This window comes from Petralouisia muris, assembly GCF_004793545.1.
Classification (GTDB): domain Bacteria; phylum Bacillota; class Clostridia; order Lachnospirales; family Lachnospiraceae; genus Petralouisia; species Petralouisia muris.
In genome coordinates this window covers 91,683-107,623 of sequence record NZ_SRYA01000006.1, presented here as the reverse complement: position 1 = coordinate 107,623, position 15,941 = coordinate 91,683, and the positions used below count along the sequence as shown (strand labels likewise).

Annotated in this window: 12 protein-coding genes; all 12 read right to left on the bottom strand. The window is 45.9% G+C overall.

What is annotated here, in order from left to right; all coding sequences use genetic code 11:
• Positions 1 to 4: 4 nt before the first annotated feature.
• The 12 genes from E5329_RS04335 to E5329_RS04280 all read right to left on the bottom strand — a co-directional run bounded on the left by E5329_RS04335 (position 5) and on the right by E5329_RS04280 (position 15,925).
• Complete coding sequence (locus E5329_RS04335; protein WP_168356514.1) at positions 5 to 1,750, bottom strand: sensor histidine kinase; 1,746 nt, start codon at positions 1,748 to 1,750, stop codon at positions 5 to 7.
• Positions 1,751 to 1,821: 71 nt separating this feature from the next.
• Entirely contained in the window at positions 1,822 to 2,490 is a 669-nt protein-coding gene (locus E5329_RS04330) for a DUF624 domain-containing protein (protein WP_135988372.1), read from the bottom strand.
• A gap of 86 nt (positions 2,491 to 2,576) precedes the next feature.
• Complete coding sequence (locus E5329_RS04325) at positions 2,577 to 5,708, bottom strand: alpha-mannosidase (protein WP_135988371.1); 3,132 nt, start codon at positions 5,706 to 5,708, stop codon at positions 2,577 to 2,579.
• 140 nt (positions 5,709 to 5,848) lie between these two features.
• Positions 5,849 to 7,138, bottom strand: a complete 1,290-nt coding sequence (locus E5329_RS04320) for a glycoside hydrolase family 125 protein (protein WP_135988370.1) — start codon at positions 7,136 to 7,138, stop codon at positions 5,849 to 5,851.
• Between the two features lie 149 nt (positions 7,139 to 7,287).
• The gene (locus E5329_RS04315; RefSeq protein ID WP_135988369.1) at positions 7,288 to 7,734 is read right to left on the bottom strand and encodes a hypothetical protein; all 447 of its coding nucleotides are present in this window, start codon (positions 7,732 to 7,734) and stop codon (positions 7,288 to 7,290) included.
• Positions 7,734 to 10,142, bottom strand: coding sequence for an ABC transporter permease (locus tag E5329_RS04310; RefSeq protein ID WP_135988368.1), 2,409 nt, complete (start codon positions 10,140 to 10,142; stop codon positions 7,734 to 7,736). The genes E5329_RS04315 and E5329_RS04310 overlap by 1 nt, the downstream gene beginning before the upstream one ends.
• A 100-nt stretch (positions 10,143 to 10,242) precedes the next feature.
• Positions 10,243 to 10,908, bottom strand: a complete 666-nt coding sequence (locus E5329_RS04305) for an ABC transporter ATP-binding protein (RefSeq protein ID WP_135988367.1) — start codon at positions 10,906 to 10,908, stop codon at positions 10,243 to 10,245.
• 172 nt (positions 10,909 to 11,080) lie between these two features.
• Positions 11,081 to 12,367: a sensor histidine kinase gene (locus E5329_RS04300; RefSeq protein WP_275442985.1), complete on the bottom strand. Its 1,287-nt coding sequence runs from the start codon at positions 12,365 to 12,367 to the stop codon at positions 11,081 to 11,083.
• Positions 12,364 to 13,077 (bottom strand): LytR/AlgR family response regulator transcription factor, encoded by a 714-nt coding sequence (locus E5329_RS04295; RefSeq protein ID WP_135988366.1) that lies wholly within the window; start codon positions 13,075 to 13,077, stop codon positions 12,364 to 12,366. Before E5329_RS04295 ends, E5329_RS04300 begins: the two co-directional genes overlap by 4 nt.
• A 42-nt stretch (positions 13,078 to 13,119) precedes the next feature.
• Positions 13,120 to 13,473 (bottom strand): hypothetical protein, encoded by a 354-nt coding sequence (locus tag E5329_RS04290; protein ID WP_275442984.1) that lies wholly within the window; start codon positions 13,471 to 13,473, stop codon positions 13,120 to 13,122.
• Positions 13,474 to 13,554: 81 nt separating this feature from the next.
• On the bottom strand, positions 13,555 to 14,088 hold the full coding sequence (locus E5329_RS04285; RefSeq protein ID WP_135988393.1) for a flavin reductase family protein: 534 nt from the start codon (positions 14,086 to 14,088) through the stop codon (positions 13,555 to 13,557).
• A gap of 181 nt (positions 14,089 to 14,269) precedes the next feature.
• Entirely contained in the window at positions 14,270 to 15,925 is a 1,656-nt protein-coding gene (locus E5329_RS04280) for a putative manganese-dependent inorganic diphosphatase (RefSeq protein ID WP_135988364.1), read from the bottom strand.
• Between the last annotated feature and the right edge of the window lie 16 nt (positions 15,926 to 15,941).

Below are 15,941 nucleotides of genomic sequence, written 5' to 3'. Positions count from 1 at the left end.
TCCCTCAGTTCTCCCTGTCTCTGCAGCCTTCCCCGGCAGGCGCTTCCTGGGGCCGGAACCTGAGAATCACCCGCAGCCCTCCGCCGGGCCTTGCCTCCATATGAATTCCGTACCCTTTGCCGTACACGGCTTTCAGTCTGCGATTCACATTTGCAATTCCAATGGAAGCCTGTTTTTCCATAAAATTCTCTGCCAGTTCCCGGTTTTTTACCGCCAGTTCTGTTTCTGTCATTCCGATTCCATTGTCTTCCACCACAATTTTTACCTCTTCTTTTTCCTTTTCTACGGAGATCCGGATAAAATTGTCCGTTTCCTTCATCCGTATCCCATGAATGAAATAATTCTCAATAATCGGCTGCAGCACAAATTTAATCACAGGAATCTGTAAATATTCCTCTGGACATTCCATAAGCATCTGAAACTGGCCTGGATAGCGAAATTCAAACAGTTCTATATACTTCTTACTGTAATGAAGTTCCTGGGCAAGGGTGATCACATCTGCTTCCTTAATCTGCGCCCGAAAGGTCACTGCCAGGCTGTAAAGCATTTTCCCTACTTCCCGATCGCCGTTGCAGATTGCCATCATGCGGACAGCCTCCAGGGTATTATACAGAAAATGCGGGTTGATCTGGCTTTGAAGGGCCGCCATCTCTGCATTTTTCTGCTCAATTTCCGCCAGATACCGCTTGTTGATGTGTTCCTCCAAATTGATGCACATTTCATTGAAATAACTGGAAATCACATCCAGTTCATCCCCGTTTCTGTTCGAAGGGATACGCACCTTCAAATCCCCTTCCATAACCTTTATCATTCCGTCCAGAATTCTGTCCAGTCTTTGTTCCAGACGCTTCAAATGATACCTAACAAAGGTTTCCCCCAGAGCCAGCGCCCCAAGCCCCACCAGAAGAATCATCAGGATCACAGGCATGGGAACTGCAGACGCCAGCCTTTTCTCCAGATAACTGATGGTATGGTATCTGCCTGTCTGGCTCTGCTCCACATAAGCGCCCAGAAAGCTCTCCAATGTTCCTGCGTCCTCCGCTTCCATAATCTCACTTGCCTTATAGTTCCCATTAGAATCAAATACCACGGTTCCGGCATCATTAAATACCGCCAGTTCCGCCCTGGAATAGTACTGGCGGATGCTCTCAAATTTGCCGCTCTCAAAACCAAGGAGCATACATCCCTTCACCTGCATATTAATTGGATCTCTGATTTCTTTCAGATAGAAAAAACAATTCTCTTCCACCAGATCCCCTGATTCCACACGTTTCAGAAACACCTTGTCCGCAAACCTTTTGTAGCTTTTCCCATCCCTGGTATACTCTGTCACCATGCCTCTTTCATAACTGTAAAACATAATGCGGCTTAAACTCTGATAAGCCTGAAATGCATCCAGGAAAAAAGCTTCAATTCCCTTATATTCGCTGATTTTACTGTCAAAATAGGTATCCAGCCGGTATTGCTGATAATCCGCCGGTCCATCTGTCAAATAGTGCAGGGCGTCATTCAGCTCCATACTGGATTTATACAGATCTTCATGAATATACTCCGCGATATCAGAGGTTTCTTTCAGATACGAATCCGCCGACTCACTCATCATCCCCATATACTTCAGATTCTGTTCCAGAAAACGGTTTCTCGTACTGGTAAAGAAAAAAACCGTCATCGCCAGCACCACACAGCACAAAATCGCCGTATCAATATAAAATAATTTGCTGTATAATTGCCCTGAAGTTTTAACTTCCATATTTTTTCTTCTCATAGTCATTAAAACCACAAAAAGGAAATGCAAGATCTGCATTCCCTGATTGTCTTTCTTTAATTTTTACTTTCCAGCTTTTGCATTACTCCCTGATTCATAAACATAATCAGAAACCCATACACGCTGCCCATAAACAAAACTGTTGTTCCCGCTGAAATCTCAAAGGCCGCCAAAAGAACTGCAAAAGCCGCAAGATTCCCCAAGGTGGCTCCCGGCCTTGCAATCAGCAGGGTAACAGCTGTTTTTACGATCTGCACATTTCCCATTTCATAACGGCTGACCAAGAGATACAGGTTGGGCGTAACCAGAAGGATTCCCGCAAACAGCAGCACAAACACAATTGCCAGCGGAAGAATCAGAACCTGCACCGCAAAAAATTCAATATTTGTCCAGCAGATTAAAATTGCCAGAAGCTGTCCTGCCCCAAGCCTGATTTTCTGTAAAAAATCGGAACAGTAGCCTTTCTTATAGTCTGCATACCCCTTCGTCTCCGTTCCGTGAATCAAACGGTTCATGGCATACATGACTGCGGAAAGCGACGGGGCCATGGGAAGCAGGCACAGCAGGAACAAAGGAAGGCATTCCCGTATCTGCCCCAGGCCTGCAAACAGCAAAAACAGCAGAACCGGAAGATTTGAAATGACAAACAGCAGATTGATCATTACAAAATAACATACTTTTTCACAAAATCCCAGTACTTTTTCTATTCGGAATAATTCTTCCATGGGATACCCTTCCTTTCCTACTAGTTTGATGGATATCAATTACCTGAAACAGACTGTAGCGCACAAATCTATTTCTCTGATTTCACTTACAGCTCCACCAGTATGGTTTTAATCTCATATGCATGAAGCTCCAGATGAATCTCATCCCCAATAAAGGCACATAAAGGACGCTCCCGTAAATCGCACTCCGCCCATGATTTCCATGGAACTCCCAGCTTTGCTGTCACTTCCTGCCTGGAACCTGCAAACTCATGGAACCGGATTACAAGGAATTTCCCGTCCTCGGATTTCTTCACTGCATCCAACTCCACCTGTTCATTATCAAAAGACAAAAAGCTCTCATAAGGAAGCAGGCATTTTCCCGTCTCCGCCTGCATCGGCTCATTTAATGCAAATGCTTCCTGCACCACTGCGCCTTCCACAAAATCCCCTTTGTGGGGAAGCAGCGCATAAGTAAAGGTATGCTCTCCCTGATCCTGCAGGTGATCTGGTTGGGTCCCTGCCCGAAGCAGGGAAATCCGCATCACATTGTCCTTAATGTCATGGCCGTATTTGCAGTCATTTAACAGGCTGACCCCGTAATTGCGCTCTGACAAGTCCGCCCACCGATGGGCAACCGTCTCGAATTTCGCCTGATCCCAGCTTGTGTTCCAGTGATTGGGCCGCCTTACATTGCCATACTGCACATCATAGGTTCCGTAAGTGGAGCGGATCTCCACCGGAAATGCCGCTTTCAAAAGCTGATGCTGTTCATGGAAGTCCACATTGGTACAAAAATCAATTCTGCGGCTCCTGCTGTAGAGAACCATATCCTGTCGGATACAGGAATTCATATACTCCCATTCCATATGAATGCGCATGGTAAGCGGCCCCATCTCCGTGATTTCAAAAACGGTAAGCTCTGTAATTTCACGCATTTTTTCCTGATAAAAAATATCAATATCCCAGGCGTCGTTATCCAATGGCTTATCCTCAAATACCTGCATCACATTTCCCCGCTGGCCTTCAGGCAGTACATGGCATCCATAAGTTTTGTCAAAAAGCTTTGCAATCTGCCCGTACTGATTAATCGAAATCTGGTAATGAGGAGTCTCAATTTCCCTGCCGTGAACGGAAAATACCGCTTTTGGCGCATCCTGTTTCTTTTCCTCAAACACAATGGTTTTCATTCCCATGGACGGAACGTTTCTTACTTCCACATAGGTAACGCCCTGGCCCTTTTGTGAAACAAGAGGTTCCCCGCTGCTGTCCTTAAAAATACCGTCAGAGGTTTTCGGCACTGTCACCACCTGATCCAGCTCCCAGCCGGAAGCATTGAATACCGTATAGACATCTTCCTTCTGTTCCAGCATTACATCCTGAGCCTCTTTTTCCACCTTTCGGGCAATCGTTTCAATTAACCCGTAGTCCTTTCTGGAATCCTCATACACTTCATGGATCGAGGAACCTGGAATAATGTCATGGAACTGATTTGTCAGGATGTGCTTCCAGCCCTGCGTCAGTTCTTCTTGTTTTCCCTCTGCCAGGCTGCCCTTATGCAAAGCGGCCATCACCGTCAGCCATTCCGCCCTTCGGTAAAGCAGCTCCATCTTCCGGTTCATACGCTTATTATATCCCTGGCTTGTATAAGTGCCCCGGTGATATTCCAGATAAAGTTCCCCGTCCCAGGTATGAACATATTGATCCGTATCCTCCACGGTATTATGTAATCTGCGGAAGTATTCGCCTGCCGTGGATATTTTCAGGTTGGGAAGCCCCGGAATCTTATCCATCCTTCTGCGGTATTCCAGCATATCCCGGTTTACGCCGCCGCCCCCGTCTCCGAATCCAAAAGAAATCAGCAAATCCCGGTTTACCTGCTTCTCGCTGTACTGTTCCCATACGCCTTTTACCGTGGAGGGAAGCAGCTTTCCATTGTAGGTATAGAACCAGGAGCCCGGTTCGTTCCACGGCTCCGGTGTAGTAATAAAATGAGTCAGAATCTCACTGCCGTCAATTCCCTTCCACCAAAAAGTGTCGTGGGGCATACGGTTATATTGATTCCAGCTGATTTTAGTGGTCATAAAGGTATGGATTCCCGCCTTTTTCAAAATCTGGGGCAAAGCCCAGGAATATCCAAACACATCTGGAAGCCAAAGATATTCCACCTCTTTGTCAAACTCCTCTTTGATAAACTTGCTGCCAAGCAAAATCTGCCTGGTCAGCGATTCTCCGCTGGTGAGGTTGCAGTCTGCTTCCACCCACATGCCGCCGTCCACTTCCCAGCGTCCTTCTTTTGCCTTCTGACGGATGGTTTCATAGATATCCGGAAATTCTTCTTTCATGTATTCATATAATTGGGGCTGGGTCTGGAGAAAGATATATTCCGGATACAGCTCCATCAGGCGGAATACCGTGGAAAAAGAACGGGAACATTTTTCTCTGGTATGCTTTAACCGCCACAGCCAGGCAGTGTCAATGTGGGTATGCCCCACGCAATAGACATTAATCAGAGAATTTTTCTCCATCCCGTCGATGCTTTCATTCAGGTAATCGTCTGCCTGATGAACCGATTCATAAAACAACTGGCTGCCGGGAGAAGACCAGTCAATGCAGTGGCAGGCGCTGTCCAATGCTTTGCGCAGTTCATGCTGCACAGGGTTGGAATCCTCCAGTTCCCGGATGGTCTGCCACACCATAGAAGCCAGATAGTAGAAATCATCTGCTTTTTCATCCAGCCATGCCAAATCCGCACGGGCAATCCGATGCTCCTGCGCCTTAGGAACGCCTCCGCCCTCAAGCCCTGACCACAGGCGGAACGTAAGGTTTACAGAAGTGCCGCAGAGACTGCTGTCCAAAAACGCCTCTTTGTGGTTCACATCCACCCCCTGGTACATGCTGCCATTGACATAAAGCATAGATTCAAAACCTGAATTATTTCCTGCCCCGGTATTTCCAAAATCGAAAACGCCGACAATTTTTTTCCCTTTCCATTCTGCCGGAATTACGATTTCCTTATGCAGCCAGAGATATTTGTCCCTTCCCTTCCAAGTGTCCCCTGTCTCTATGGTTTCCCATGGGCCGCAGAATGCACTTTCTGGAAAAACAGGAAGCTTGGGATTCACAACCCCCTGGGTATCTTCTGCTGCATCAAAGCTTTTCAATGGGATCGCGTCCCGATAGCGGTACTGCTCCAGCTCCTGGATGCGCCGCTCTAGTTTACGATCTGTCAAAAACATAATGTCTTCCTCCAATTCTATTCCGTCTGCTTTGTATAGTCCTATCCTATCATGGAAAAGGCATTTCCTCAATTCAAAAGATTCTATATTTGGTGTAAAAATTTCAGCCGGCGCAATGTGATTCTTTCGATATTGGCCTGTCAGCGCAGCACAGGATAACCGCAGTACTCCAGCACCAGTTCACTAAACATGGCGTTAGCCCAGGAAAACCATTCTCTGGTGTATTTCTTATCATCATTTACATGAAAGCTTTCATGCATCATCCCTGTGCCTCCGTCGGCGTTCGCAAGCACACAAAGCATTTTCAGCTTCTCTTCCTTCGTTCCGGCGGTAAGCCCCTCCATCGCCAGGGCAATGGGCCACACATGGTTGACCGGCGTATGGGAACTCCCAATGCCGCTCCCTTTACTGCCGGCATAATAATAGGGATTCGCCTCACTTAAAACCATTTTCCTGGTCTGCGCCGCAACCGCTTCCTTCTTCCCCTTATATCCAAGATATTCCATGGAAAGCAGGCTTGGGACATTGGCGTCATCCATCAAAAGAAACTGCCCATATCCATCCGTTTCATACGCATACACTTCCCCGAATTCCTCTGTTTTCGTAATCCCGTAAGTCTCAATGCCCTCATAAATCCTCTGTTTTAATTCTACCGCTTCCTTTTGAAGCTTTGGATCCTTTAACACATTGTCTGCGATTTCTTCCAGATAGCCGAGAACCACTACAGCAAACATGTTGGAAGGAACCAGATATCCATAGGTGCAGGCGTCATCACTGGGACGGAATCCCGACCAGGTCATGCCAATCCCGGATTTTACCAAAGCCCCTTTTCCCTCTCTGGACAGCGTATCTGTAAAATATGTATTCTGCCGGATAAACCGGTAAGGGGACTTTTCCTCATGGCGCTGCTCCCTGCAAAAAACCTCTAAAATTTTCCCTGCCCCTTCCCGGAATGCTGCGTCAAACTGATCTGTGCAGCCAGTATTTTTCCAGATCAGATATGCAAACTGCAGCGGATAGCAAAGGGAATCCGTCTCATATTTCCGCTCCCATACCCAGCCGTTCTGCCCTGTGATATCCTGTTCCCAGCATTGCCCGTTCTCTTCCTCATTAAATGCGTTGGCGTAAGGGTCAATCAAAATGTACTGAAACTGTCGTTTGGACAGCCCTGTCAAAACGCCGGTAAGCGCCGGGTCATCCTTTGCCGCAGGCAGGTAAGGCCGAAGCTGTGCAGCGGAGTCCCGCAGCCACATGGCGGGAATGTCCCCCGTAATCACATAGGAGGTGCCGTCAACCATGGATTTTACGGTCTGCTCCAGGGCGTTGGCATAACAGTTCTGAAAGATTCTGACAATTTTTGGATAATTTTTCAGTTTCTCCTCTACCACATGAAAAATAGCGTTTATGGAATGATATTGCTGTTTGTGCATTTGCAGGTTCCCCTTTCACTATGAAAATGATATTTAATCGGTTTCTCAATCATAACATCATTCCAAAAGAACAGCAATTCATCTGGAAAACCTAACCGAAATATGTCCACTGAAACTAATAAAATTCTACTCCACAGCAGCCTTTCGCACTATTCATACACATACGTAAACAACAGCCTTTGTTTGGCCAAACGGTAAAAAGTTTCGCTGGCGTTCAGGTAAAACTGTGTGCCGCATGGATATGCAAGCAAGTCCACATGTTCAAAACATTCCTGCTGATTGACCCTTAACATTTCTATCTGCCCTGCAACCCGGCGATAAACCGCCTGCAGCCCAGCGTCTGGCCCCTCTTCTCTCCCTGTCAGGAACATGACGGATATCTCCTGCCGCGCCTCTGAGAAATTCTGAAAGAGATTCGCTTCCAGAACGCAGATCAGATATTCTGCATATCCCTGGGGAAGAATTACCTCCGCAGGAATACGCAGCTCTCTTTTGTCAGATTCCCGCACCATCTGAACCAGAGAACCCACCATTTCAGGGGAAACCATAACGAGGCTGCATTCCCCCGCTATGGTAATTTCATATTTTTCACCCATTAAATTTTTGCACCTCTTAACCGCTCCACCAACGCTTCTTTGGAAAAACTCTGCATAGACACAAAGGTAATCAAAAGCGGAACTGCCGCCAGCACGCCTGCATAGGCAAGGGCGGCTGCAGACGGAAACCGGAACGCCATGTAAAATGCTCCCTGACGGTAAAGCGCATGGCTCAAAACATATCCGCAAAACGTACCGACTGTCATTGTAACTCCAATGGTAATCAGCGCCAGAAGCATGCTTTCTCCCAGAAGCATACTGCGGATCTGTCCTTTTCCCATGCCGATGGATTCCAGCATGGCAAGCTCCTGCTTGCGGGTCACGATGTTGGTAATCAGCGTATTCATCATGCTTAAAATACTAAACATCATAATAAAAATAGCAAGTCCGCTGATGGCCCCAAATAACTGGTCCGCATTCTGCTTATAAATCACCCTGCGCTCAGCAAGGGTTTCCAAGCTCAGCCCTGGTTTTCCCCCAATCAATTCTTCCAGTTTTTCTCCCACGTCAGCTTCTTTCTCCGGATTTACAGAAACCAAAAGATTCGAATTCAGGCTGCCAAAAGACACCAGTTTCATAATTGCCTGCTCCGGCATTAAAAACCATCCCTCACCCCCCTTATGGTCCACAACATACTGTCTGCTTAAACTGCCCAGAATCGTAACTTCCTTCTCCGCCATCTTGCTGCCGTCATAATAATGGAACACAATCTTTTCACCCGGCTCAAATTTCCAGCCGTAGATTTCTTCCACCAGAGCGTTGTCTAACACCAGAATATAATCGCCGCTCATCAATTTCTCATAATCTGCGCTTCCCTCTTCCAGATATGCGCCGATTTCCCTGATTTCTTTCTCTGTCAAGGGTTCTGCATAATCATTGGAACCATACTCATCCTGTTTGGGATAGTCAAATTTCAGGCCGAAATTTTTAATTTCCTCCACCTGCTTTACCCCGTCCCAGGAGGAAATTTCCTGCACCATATTTTCATCCATGGGCTCCTGAGACTGCATGCCGCTGATTCCGTACTCGTTCAGTTCAATGGCTGAAGCTGAATAAGTAATATTAAACTCTGCATTGGTAAAATATCCCTGTCTCACATATTTATCTTTATCATAAGAAGACATATAGGTTGCCGCTGTCATAAAAAGGATTCCGCCAAACCCCAGAGACAACATGGTAAGAACTGCTTTCTTTTTGTTTCTGGAGAAATTCATCCTGCCTAATCCCAGAGATGTAAGGCTTCTGCACATTTTCTTATTGGCCGCCTGTTTCATTCCATCCTGGGGCACATAACGCAGAGCCTCCATGGGAGAAACGGCTGCGGCAATCCGGGCCGGCTGATGGACAGAACTCATTGTTATAAGATAAACGGCCGCAAGCACAAGAACAATGATACACAGGGCATTCTTTACATGAAATCCATCGGGTATCATGAAAAATCCTGCAATGGCGCCAATCAGAATCCCAATGGGCGACGAACGCCAAAAAAGTATTCTTCCCTCCCGGGAAACAAATTTTTTCATTTGTTTTTTCGTCATGCCAATGGTGCGAAGCTGTCCGAACTGATGAATTCTTCCAATGACGGAAAGGTAAAACACGCCATACACCACAAGAACGCTGGCAAGAAGAATCACCCCTCCCACCAGGCCGTAAATCATCACGGACTGCATATCCATAGAACGGGAGTCCAGATACGCCTTGGAAGGATTTACATTTTTCCGCTCAATTCCTGCATCTGTCCCAATGGAATACATGAGTTCTCTGCATTCATTTGCGGAAAGATATTCCGCGTCCGCCAATTTCGCATAGACTGCATAGGGTTCATCTTTCAACTGGCTTCCTTTCTGGGCATAGCTTTCTGAAAAAAATATGGAAAACTGTTTCGCTTCTTCATTCCCCTTTAAAACGCCTGATACAGTAAAGCTTTCCGTATTTCCATCATAAAAAGGAAAGGTCACCTGGCTGCCGGCCTGAGGACTGAGGCCCATTTTTTGGAGCAGCGCCCCGGGAACTGCAATCTCCTGCTCTGTTTTCGGCATTGTTCCGCTTTCCAGTTCCACGGTTTGAATTTCCTCTGACAATTCATTCACATAATAGGGCATCACGTCAAAACCGTCCAGTTCCGTGAGAATTCCGGTTTTGACCTGGATCTGATAAGCAATTCTTTCATCTTTTTTCAGCATTTCCACTTGCTGTCCGGTCAGGTTATAGTAACCTACCTGCTGCCGGTGGGAAAGCTCATTTTCCGTCTTCTGCTTCTGGCCCGCTGCAAACATCAGAATTGCTGACAGCAAGGCGGAAGCCAGCACAATGGTAATCATAACAAAAATATTCCGCATACGGCTTGCCTTCAGGCTTTCCTTTGCCATAGAAGAAATCATTTTTCCCGCCACTTTTTTCTCTTTCATTTCTATCTTCCTTTCCTTCTGCTATCTTTCCTTATTACTCCGGCGATGAAATATCAGCGGATTTCAACTGCCGGAGCAATACTTTCAATTTCTCTGTTTTTTATACGCAGATTTTCCCATCTTCAATCCGGATTCTCACATCCGCTTTCTCTGCAATTTCAGGATTATGGGTAATCATCACAATGGTCTGATGAAATTTTGCACTGGTCATCTTCAGCAGATCAATGACCTTATCGCTTGTGCGGCTGTCCAGATTTCCCGTAGGCTCATCTGCAAGGATAATGGCCGGCTTTGCAATCAGGGCTCTGGCAATCGCCACCCTCTGCTGCTGGCCCCCGGAAAGATGGCTGGGATAATTAGAAAGCTTCCCATCCAATTCCAGAAAATGCACCACCTCTTCCAGAAATTTATTGTCCTCCTGTTTTCCGTCCAGCCGGATTGGCAATACCATATTCTCATATGCCGTCAGATAGGGAACCAGATTGTAGTTCTGGAAAATAAATCCAATCCGTTTCCTGCGGAATACCGTAAGCTGTTCCTCTGTCATCTCCCCAATGTTTTGGTTTTCCACTTGCACGCTGCCGGAAGTGGGAGTGTCCAGGCCGCCCAACATATTCAGCAGCGTGGATTTTCCGCTGCCGGAGGTTCCTATAATGGCCGCAAACTGCCCTTCCTTCACCGATACATTGACATCGTCCAATGCCTTTACCAGACTTTCTTCTCTGCCGTAATATTTTTTCAAATGGGATGTTTTTAAAATCATGATAAGTCCTCCTAATAATTCTCATTTTTCCACCCTAAAAGGGATGTTTTTTCTCAGGACAGCCCTCTGACTGCTTCCTGTCTTCTGAAAACTATCATACCGGATTTAAAAAAAGATACAAGAAGCGGCGCAGATTCTAACATCCACGCCGCAAATTTTAAGATCTATGATTCCCTTATGGAATCGGTATTAAAATTTTTAATATAAATTTCTTATTTTCTTTCCTTGTAATCAATTGCCCGCCATACTTTTCTGCTGTTTTCTGCATATTGGAGATGCCGAACCCATGCAAAAACTCATCGGTCTTAGAAGTGCGCCCATTCTTCGGTCTTTCTTCCTGTTTGCAGCAGTTCTCAATCAGCACAGACAAAAAATTCTGCACCCTGCCTGCCTTCAGCAGAATCGTCCTCTGATCTTCCGGCAGCTTTTCACTGGCTTCCATCGCGTTGTCAATCCCATTGCCAAATAAAGTGCTTAAATCCAACGGCTCCATAAAGTCAATCCCGCCAAGCTCCACCGCCACCGAGAAATCAATCTGTTTTTCTCTTGCCTTTTCCGTTTTATCTTTGAGAATAATATCCAAAAATTCATTTCCAGTATGGACATAATTCTCATAATCCGCAATCTGGGAACGGAGATGCTTCGCCATTTGTCTGGCAGCCTCCGACTCCTGACTGTTTTCTAACACCAGCAGATGATTTTTCATATCATGATAAATGGCGCGAATCCGCTCTTCCTCCTTCATCTTGTCCTGATAATATTCCCGCTGCTGCTTAAGATGCTGCAATTGATAGGCGCTTTGCATGGCGTCGCTCATATACGCCACCAGGCAGACACAGCCCAGAGAGGAAAAAATGCAGGCAATGCACAAAGGATAAATCACGGCAGACTGTCCACTGGTAAAATAAATCGACGTAAAGCACCCCACGGTGGAAGCCAGAATGATAGAATCCACAATCAGCCACATCTTTGTTGTCAGATTCAGGCGAATCTGCATCAAGGGCTTTCTTAAAAAACTGTAAATCCCCAGCCAAAACAGCAGACGCACCAAACAGGATGCGGCCCAAATCCCTCCGTTGGCCAGACGGACGCCGTAAGTCCATTTCCCCTGTTCGCTGGAAGCATTGGTAACCGCAAAAAAAATCTTACTGGAAACATCCATCATCAAAAAATTTATGGAAATCATAATGGAATAAAAGGTAAAAACTGCCGTTATTTTTTCCATTATTTTTCCCTGATGGAACACAAACAGATAGAGAATCAAACCGCAGAGAGACAACAGGATGTTTGCCAGATCATTCGTATAAACAAGCACATCCGTAATAGGAAGGGATGCAAAAAAAGCCAAAATCCGGAGGATCAGAGACTTTCTTAGGGGGATAAAGGTATGCAGCATCCAGAAAAATAAAAACTGGTATATCAGCGTAATGACAAAGGCGCTAAACTCCAGAAATGAAATCACAGCATATCCCCCCAGTAATCCGTCATTCTCATCATAAACTCCTTCCGCCTGGGCTGGCTCACCGGAATGTGCTCTCCGGTATTTAACATAATTTCTAACCCTTCCACTCCCTTTACAAAGGACATATTGACCACAAAGCTCTGATGGCAGCGGACAAACTGCGGCTGAGCGCAGAGAAGGGCAGATATCTCTTTCATGTTCTTGTAAATCACCTGATTCTGCCCCTCGAAATGCAGCATCACATTCCGCTTGGCTGTCTCTGCATAGCTGATATCTCTATACAGCGCCTTGTACCTGCCGCTGTCATTGGCAAAGCTTATATAGGGCTGATCTTTCCCCTGATAATGTTCAAAATAACGGTCTAATTCCATTTTCAGCACACCGTATTTCACAGGCTTCAGCAAATAATTGACAGCCCGGTATTCATATCCTTTCCATACATATTGCTTTAAAGAAGTCAGAAATATAAGTCCCACGCTGCTGTCTATCCTGCGGATTGCTTCAGCGGTTTTTAAACCGTTTAATTGTTCCATCTTAATGTCCATGAAAATCAGATCATACTCCGGCTTGTATTCTCTCAATAGTTCACTGCCGTCATGATAGATAAAAAAGCAGAATTCCCTGCCGGTCTCAGCGGCATATTGCTCCAGCTTCCCCTGTAACTCCCCAATCAGAGTATCCTCATCATCGCAAATTACTATCCTGAACACTTCTGCACGCTCCTGTTGCCTGTAATTTTAATGTCTGCCACACTATTTCGAGGAATCGTCTTTCTCCAAAAAGCGCATTCTGTTATCTGAACCCTCCTGCACAGCCGCAAATCCTGCACGCTCCAGATTATTCTGTTCGCGGTAGCATTTCTGGCACAGATGCCCAAAAGTAATCGGCGCCCCGCAACTGGAACAATGCAAGGTATCCAGACGCTCCTCATCTTCCTTATACTCAATCCTGCCTTCTGTGATCCATCTTTTCACCAGTCTGCGGGGAATATCAAAATGCTCTGCCACCTGATATTCTGTTACGTCTTTGGAACGAATATAATCTTTCACCTGAGAAAACAATTGATTTTCTTTGCACGCAGGGCATAACTCATCTTCATAATCCAATGGAAGAGCACCCCGGCATATTGAACAGAATTTCATATTTTCAAATAATAATGATGAATGTTCCAAAATAACACTCCCTTTCTATTTTTTCCTGATACTGTATCCAAAAGTTCCAAGTGCCTGAGACAAGCCGAAATATTCTCCGTGAGAATATACAATAGGTTTGGCCTTTTCCAAATGAAATGCGCCTTTTGCATCCATATAGGATTCCGATATGTGGACAGCCTTTACTTCCGCCAGAAACATATGGTGCGAACCCAGTTCCCGGCATTCTGTCACTTTACATTCAATATTCACCGGACATTCCCCAATCAGGGGCGCTAAAACCTTAGACGGCTTCTGCCTCGTCAAATGCAGTTCCTGAAACTTATCGATCTCTCTGCCTGACTTTACCCCACAGTAATCTGTGGCAAACGCAAGCTCTCTGGTAGTCAGATTAATCACAAACTCTCCCGTTTCTTTTATCATATGATAGGAATACCGCTCCGGTCTCACCGAAATGTACACCATAGGAGGATTTGTGCAAATGGTTCCCGTCCATGCCACTGTAAAAATATTGTCATTTCCAGTTCTGTCTGATACAGTCACCAATACTGCCGGCACGGGATAGACCATATTCCCGGGTTTCCACTCCTGTTTTGCATAGTTTTGTCCCGAATCTTTCTGCTCGGAACCTTCTGATTCTGCCCGGTTTCGATAACCATGATTCGTATTTTTATGTATTGCGCTTTTTTTATTATTTCTATCACTTCTGCTTTTGGGCTGATTCCCTGTTTTCTTCCTGTTTCTGGGCATTTTATTTCTCCTGAAGAGCCAGCATCAATGCAGGAATTAACTGTTTCTTCCTGGAGACTACTCCCTCTAACCAGAGACTGTCACCCCGATCCAGCCCATGACCGTGAAATGCCCGCTCTGCAGCTTCTTTGGCGGACTCACCCACAAAAATTAATTCTGAGCTTTCCTCCAGAATATTGGTGAGCATCACATAAACCATATCCAGGCTTCGTTCACTGCGCACCTGTTCAATATAAGGAATCAACTTCTTCTTTACAACCTGCAGCTCTTCTTCGCTCATAGCGCTCAACTGGCCTACGCCGAATTCCACTTCCTCTGCGGAGAAGGTTTTAAAATCCTGAAATAAAATTTCTTCTGCAGACTTAGCACCGAAATTGCTGCCTGCCTGAAACATCTTTTTCGCATGCTCTTCAATCACAAGCCCTGCCAGCTCCGCCAAAGCTTCCGCCGCCTGTTTATCCACCTGAGTGCAGGTGGGAGAACGGAACATCAGGGTATCAGAAATAATTGCGGAACATAAAAGCCCTGCAATATTTTTGGGAATCTCTACTCCCTGTTCCTGATACATCTGATAAATAATGGTGGAAGTGCATCCCAAAGGCTGATTCCGGAAAAATACCGGAGAAATCGTCTCAAGGCTTCCCAGCCTGTGATGATCGATGATTTCCAGAATCTCTGCTCCGTCTATACCATCCACCGCCTGAGTTTTCTCATTATGATCCACCAGAATAATCTGCTTCCGCTTCATATTCAGCAAATTTCTGCGGGAAATCATTCCCACATATTTTCCTTCTTCATCCAGAACCGGAAAATCCCGGTGCCGTTCCTTGGACATAATCTCCCTTACGTCGTCCACATATTCTTCCGTCTCAAAGGTAACAAGGTTTTCCCGCCGCATAAAATATTTTACCGGCATACTCTGATTAATCAGCCTTGCCACCGTATAAGTATCGTATGGGGTGGTAATAATTACGCACCCTCTGTCCTCCGCCAGCTTCTGGATGGTTCTGGATACTTTCGCATCCGAACAGACAATAATGCAGCTTGCATTCATCTCAATGGCGCAGAGCTGAACCTCATACCGGTTGCCCAAAATCACCATATCATCGTCTTCAATATATTCTTCCATCAGTTCCGGGCTTTCTGTGGCCGCCACCACCTTGCCCTTGATAAAATATCCATGGGCGTTCCCGGTCAGCACTTCTCCTTCTAAGGTTTCTGCAATATTTTTATACTGAGTTCTGGCCTTTGCCAGAATCCGGTTGTCATACACATCCATATAGGATGTAGCTATATCCCCTGTGATAATCAGCCCCTCTAACAATCCCGTCCCGCTGGTAATCGGAAGGGTAACCACATTCTGAGCCTTCATCGTCTCCCATGCTGTTTTCAGCGAAAGATTGCTGCTGATTCCTGTGGTTTTGCGGATCTCAATATCCTTTACCTGGGCTCCCACGTCTGACACGTAAGCCGGAGACGGAATCCCAAAATGCTCCAGTACATACTTGCTCTCTTCGTTAATCTGCCCGGCCCGCCTGGCTTCATATCTGCCTTTCCCAGCTTTATTTTTCAATTCTGCATAAGCAATGGCTGCACAGATGGAGTCTGTGTCGGGATTCTTATGCCCAATGACCCATACACTTTTTTCTTTTTCCATTCAATTCCCTCTTTAA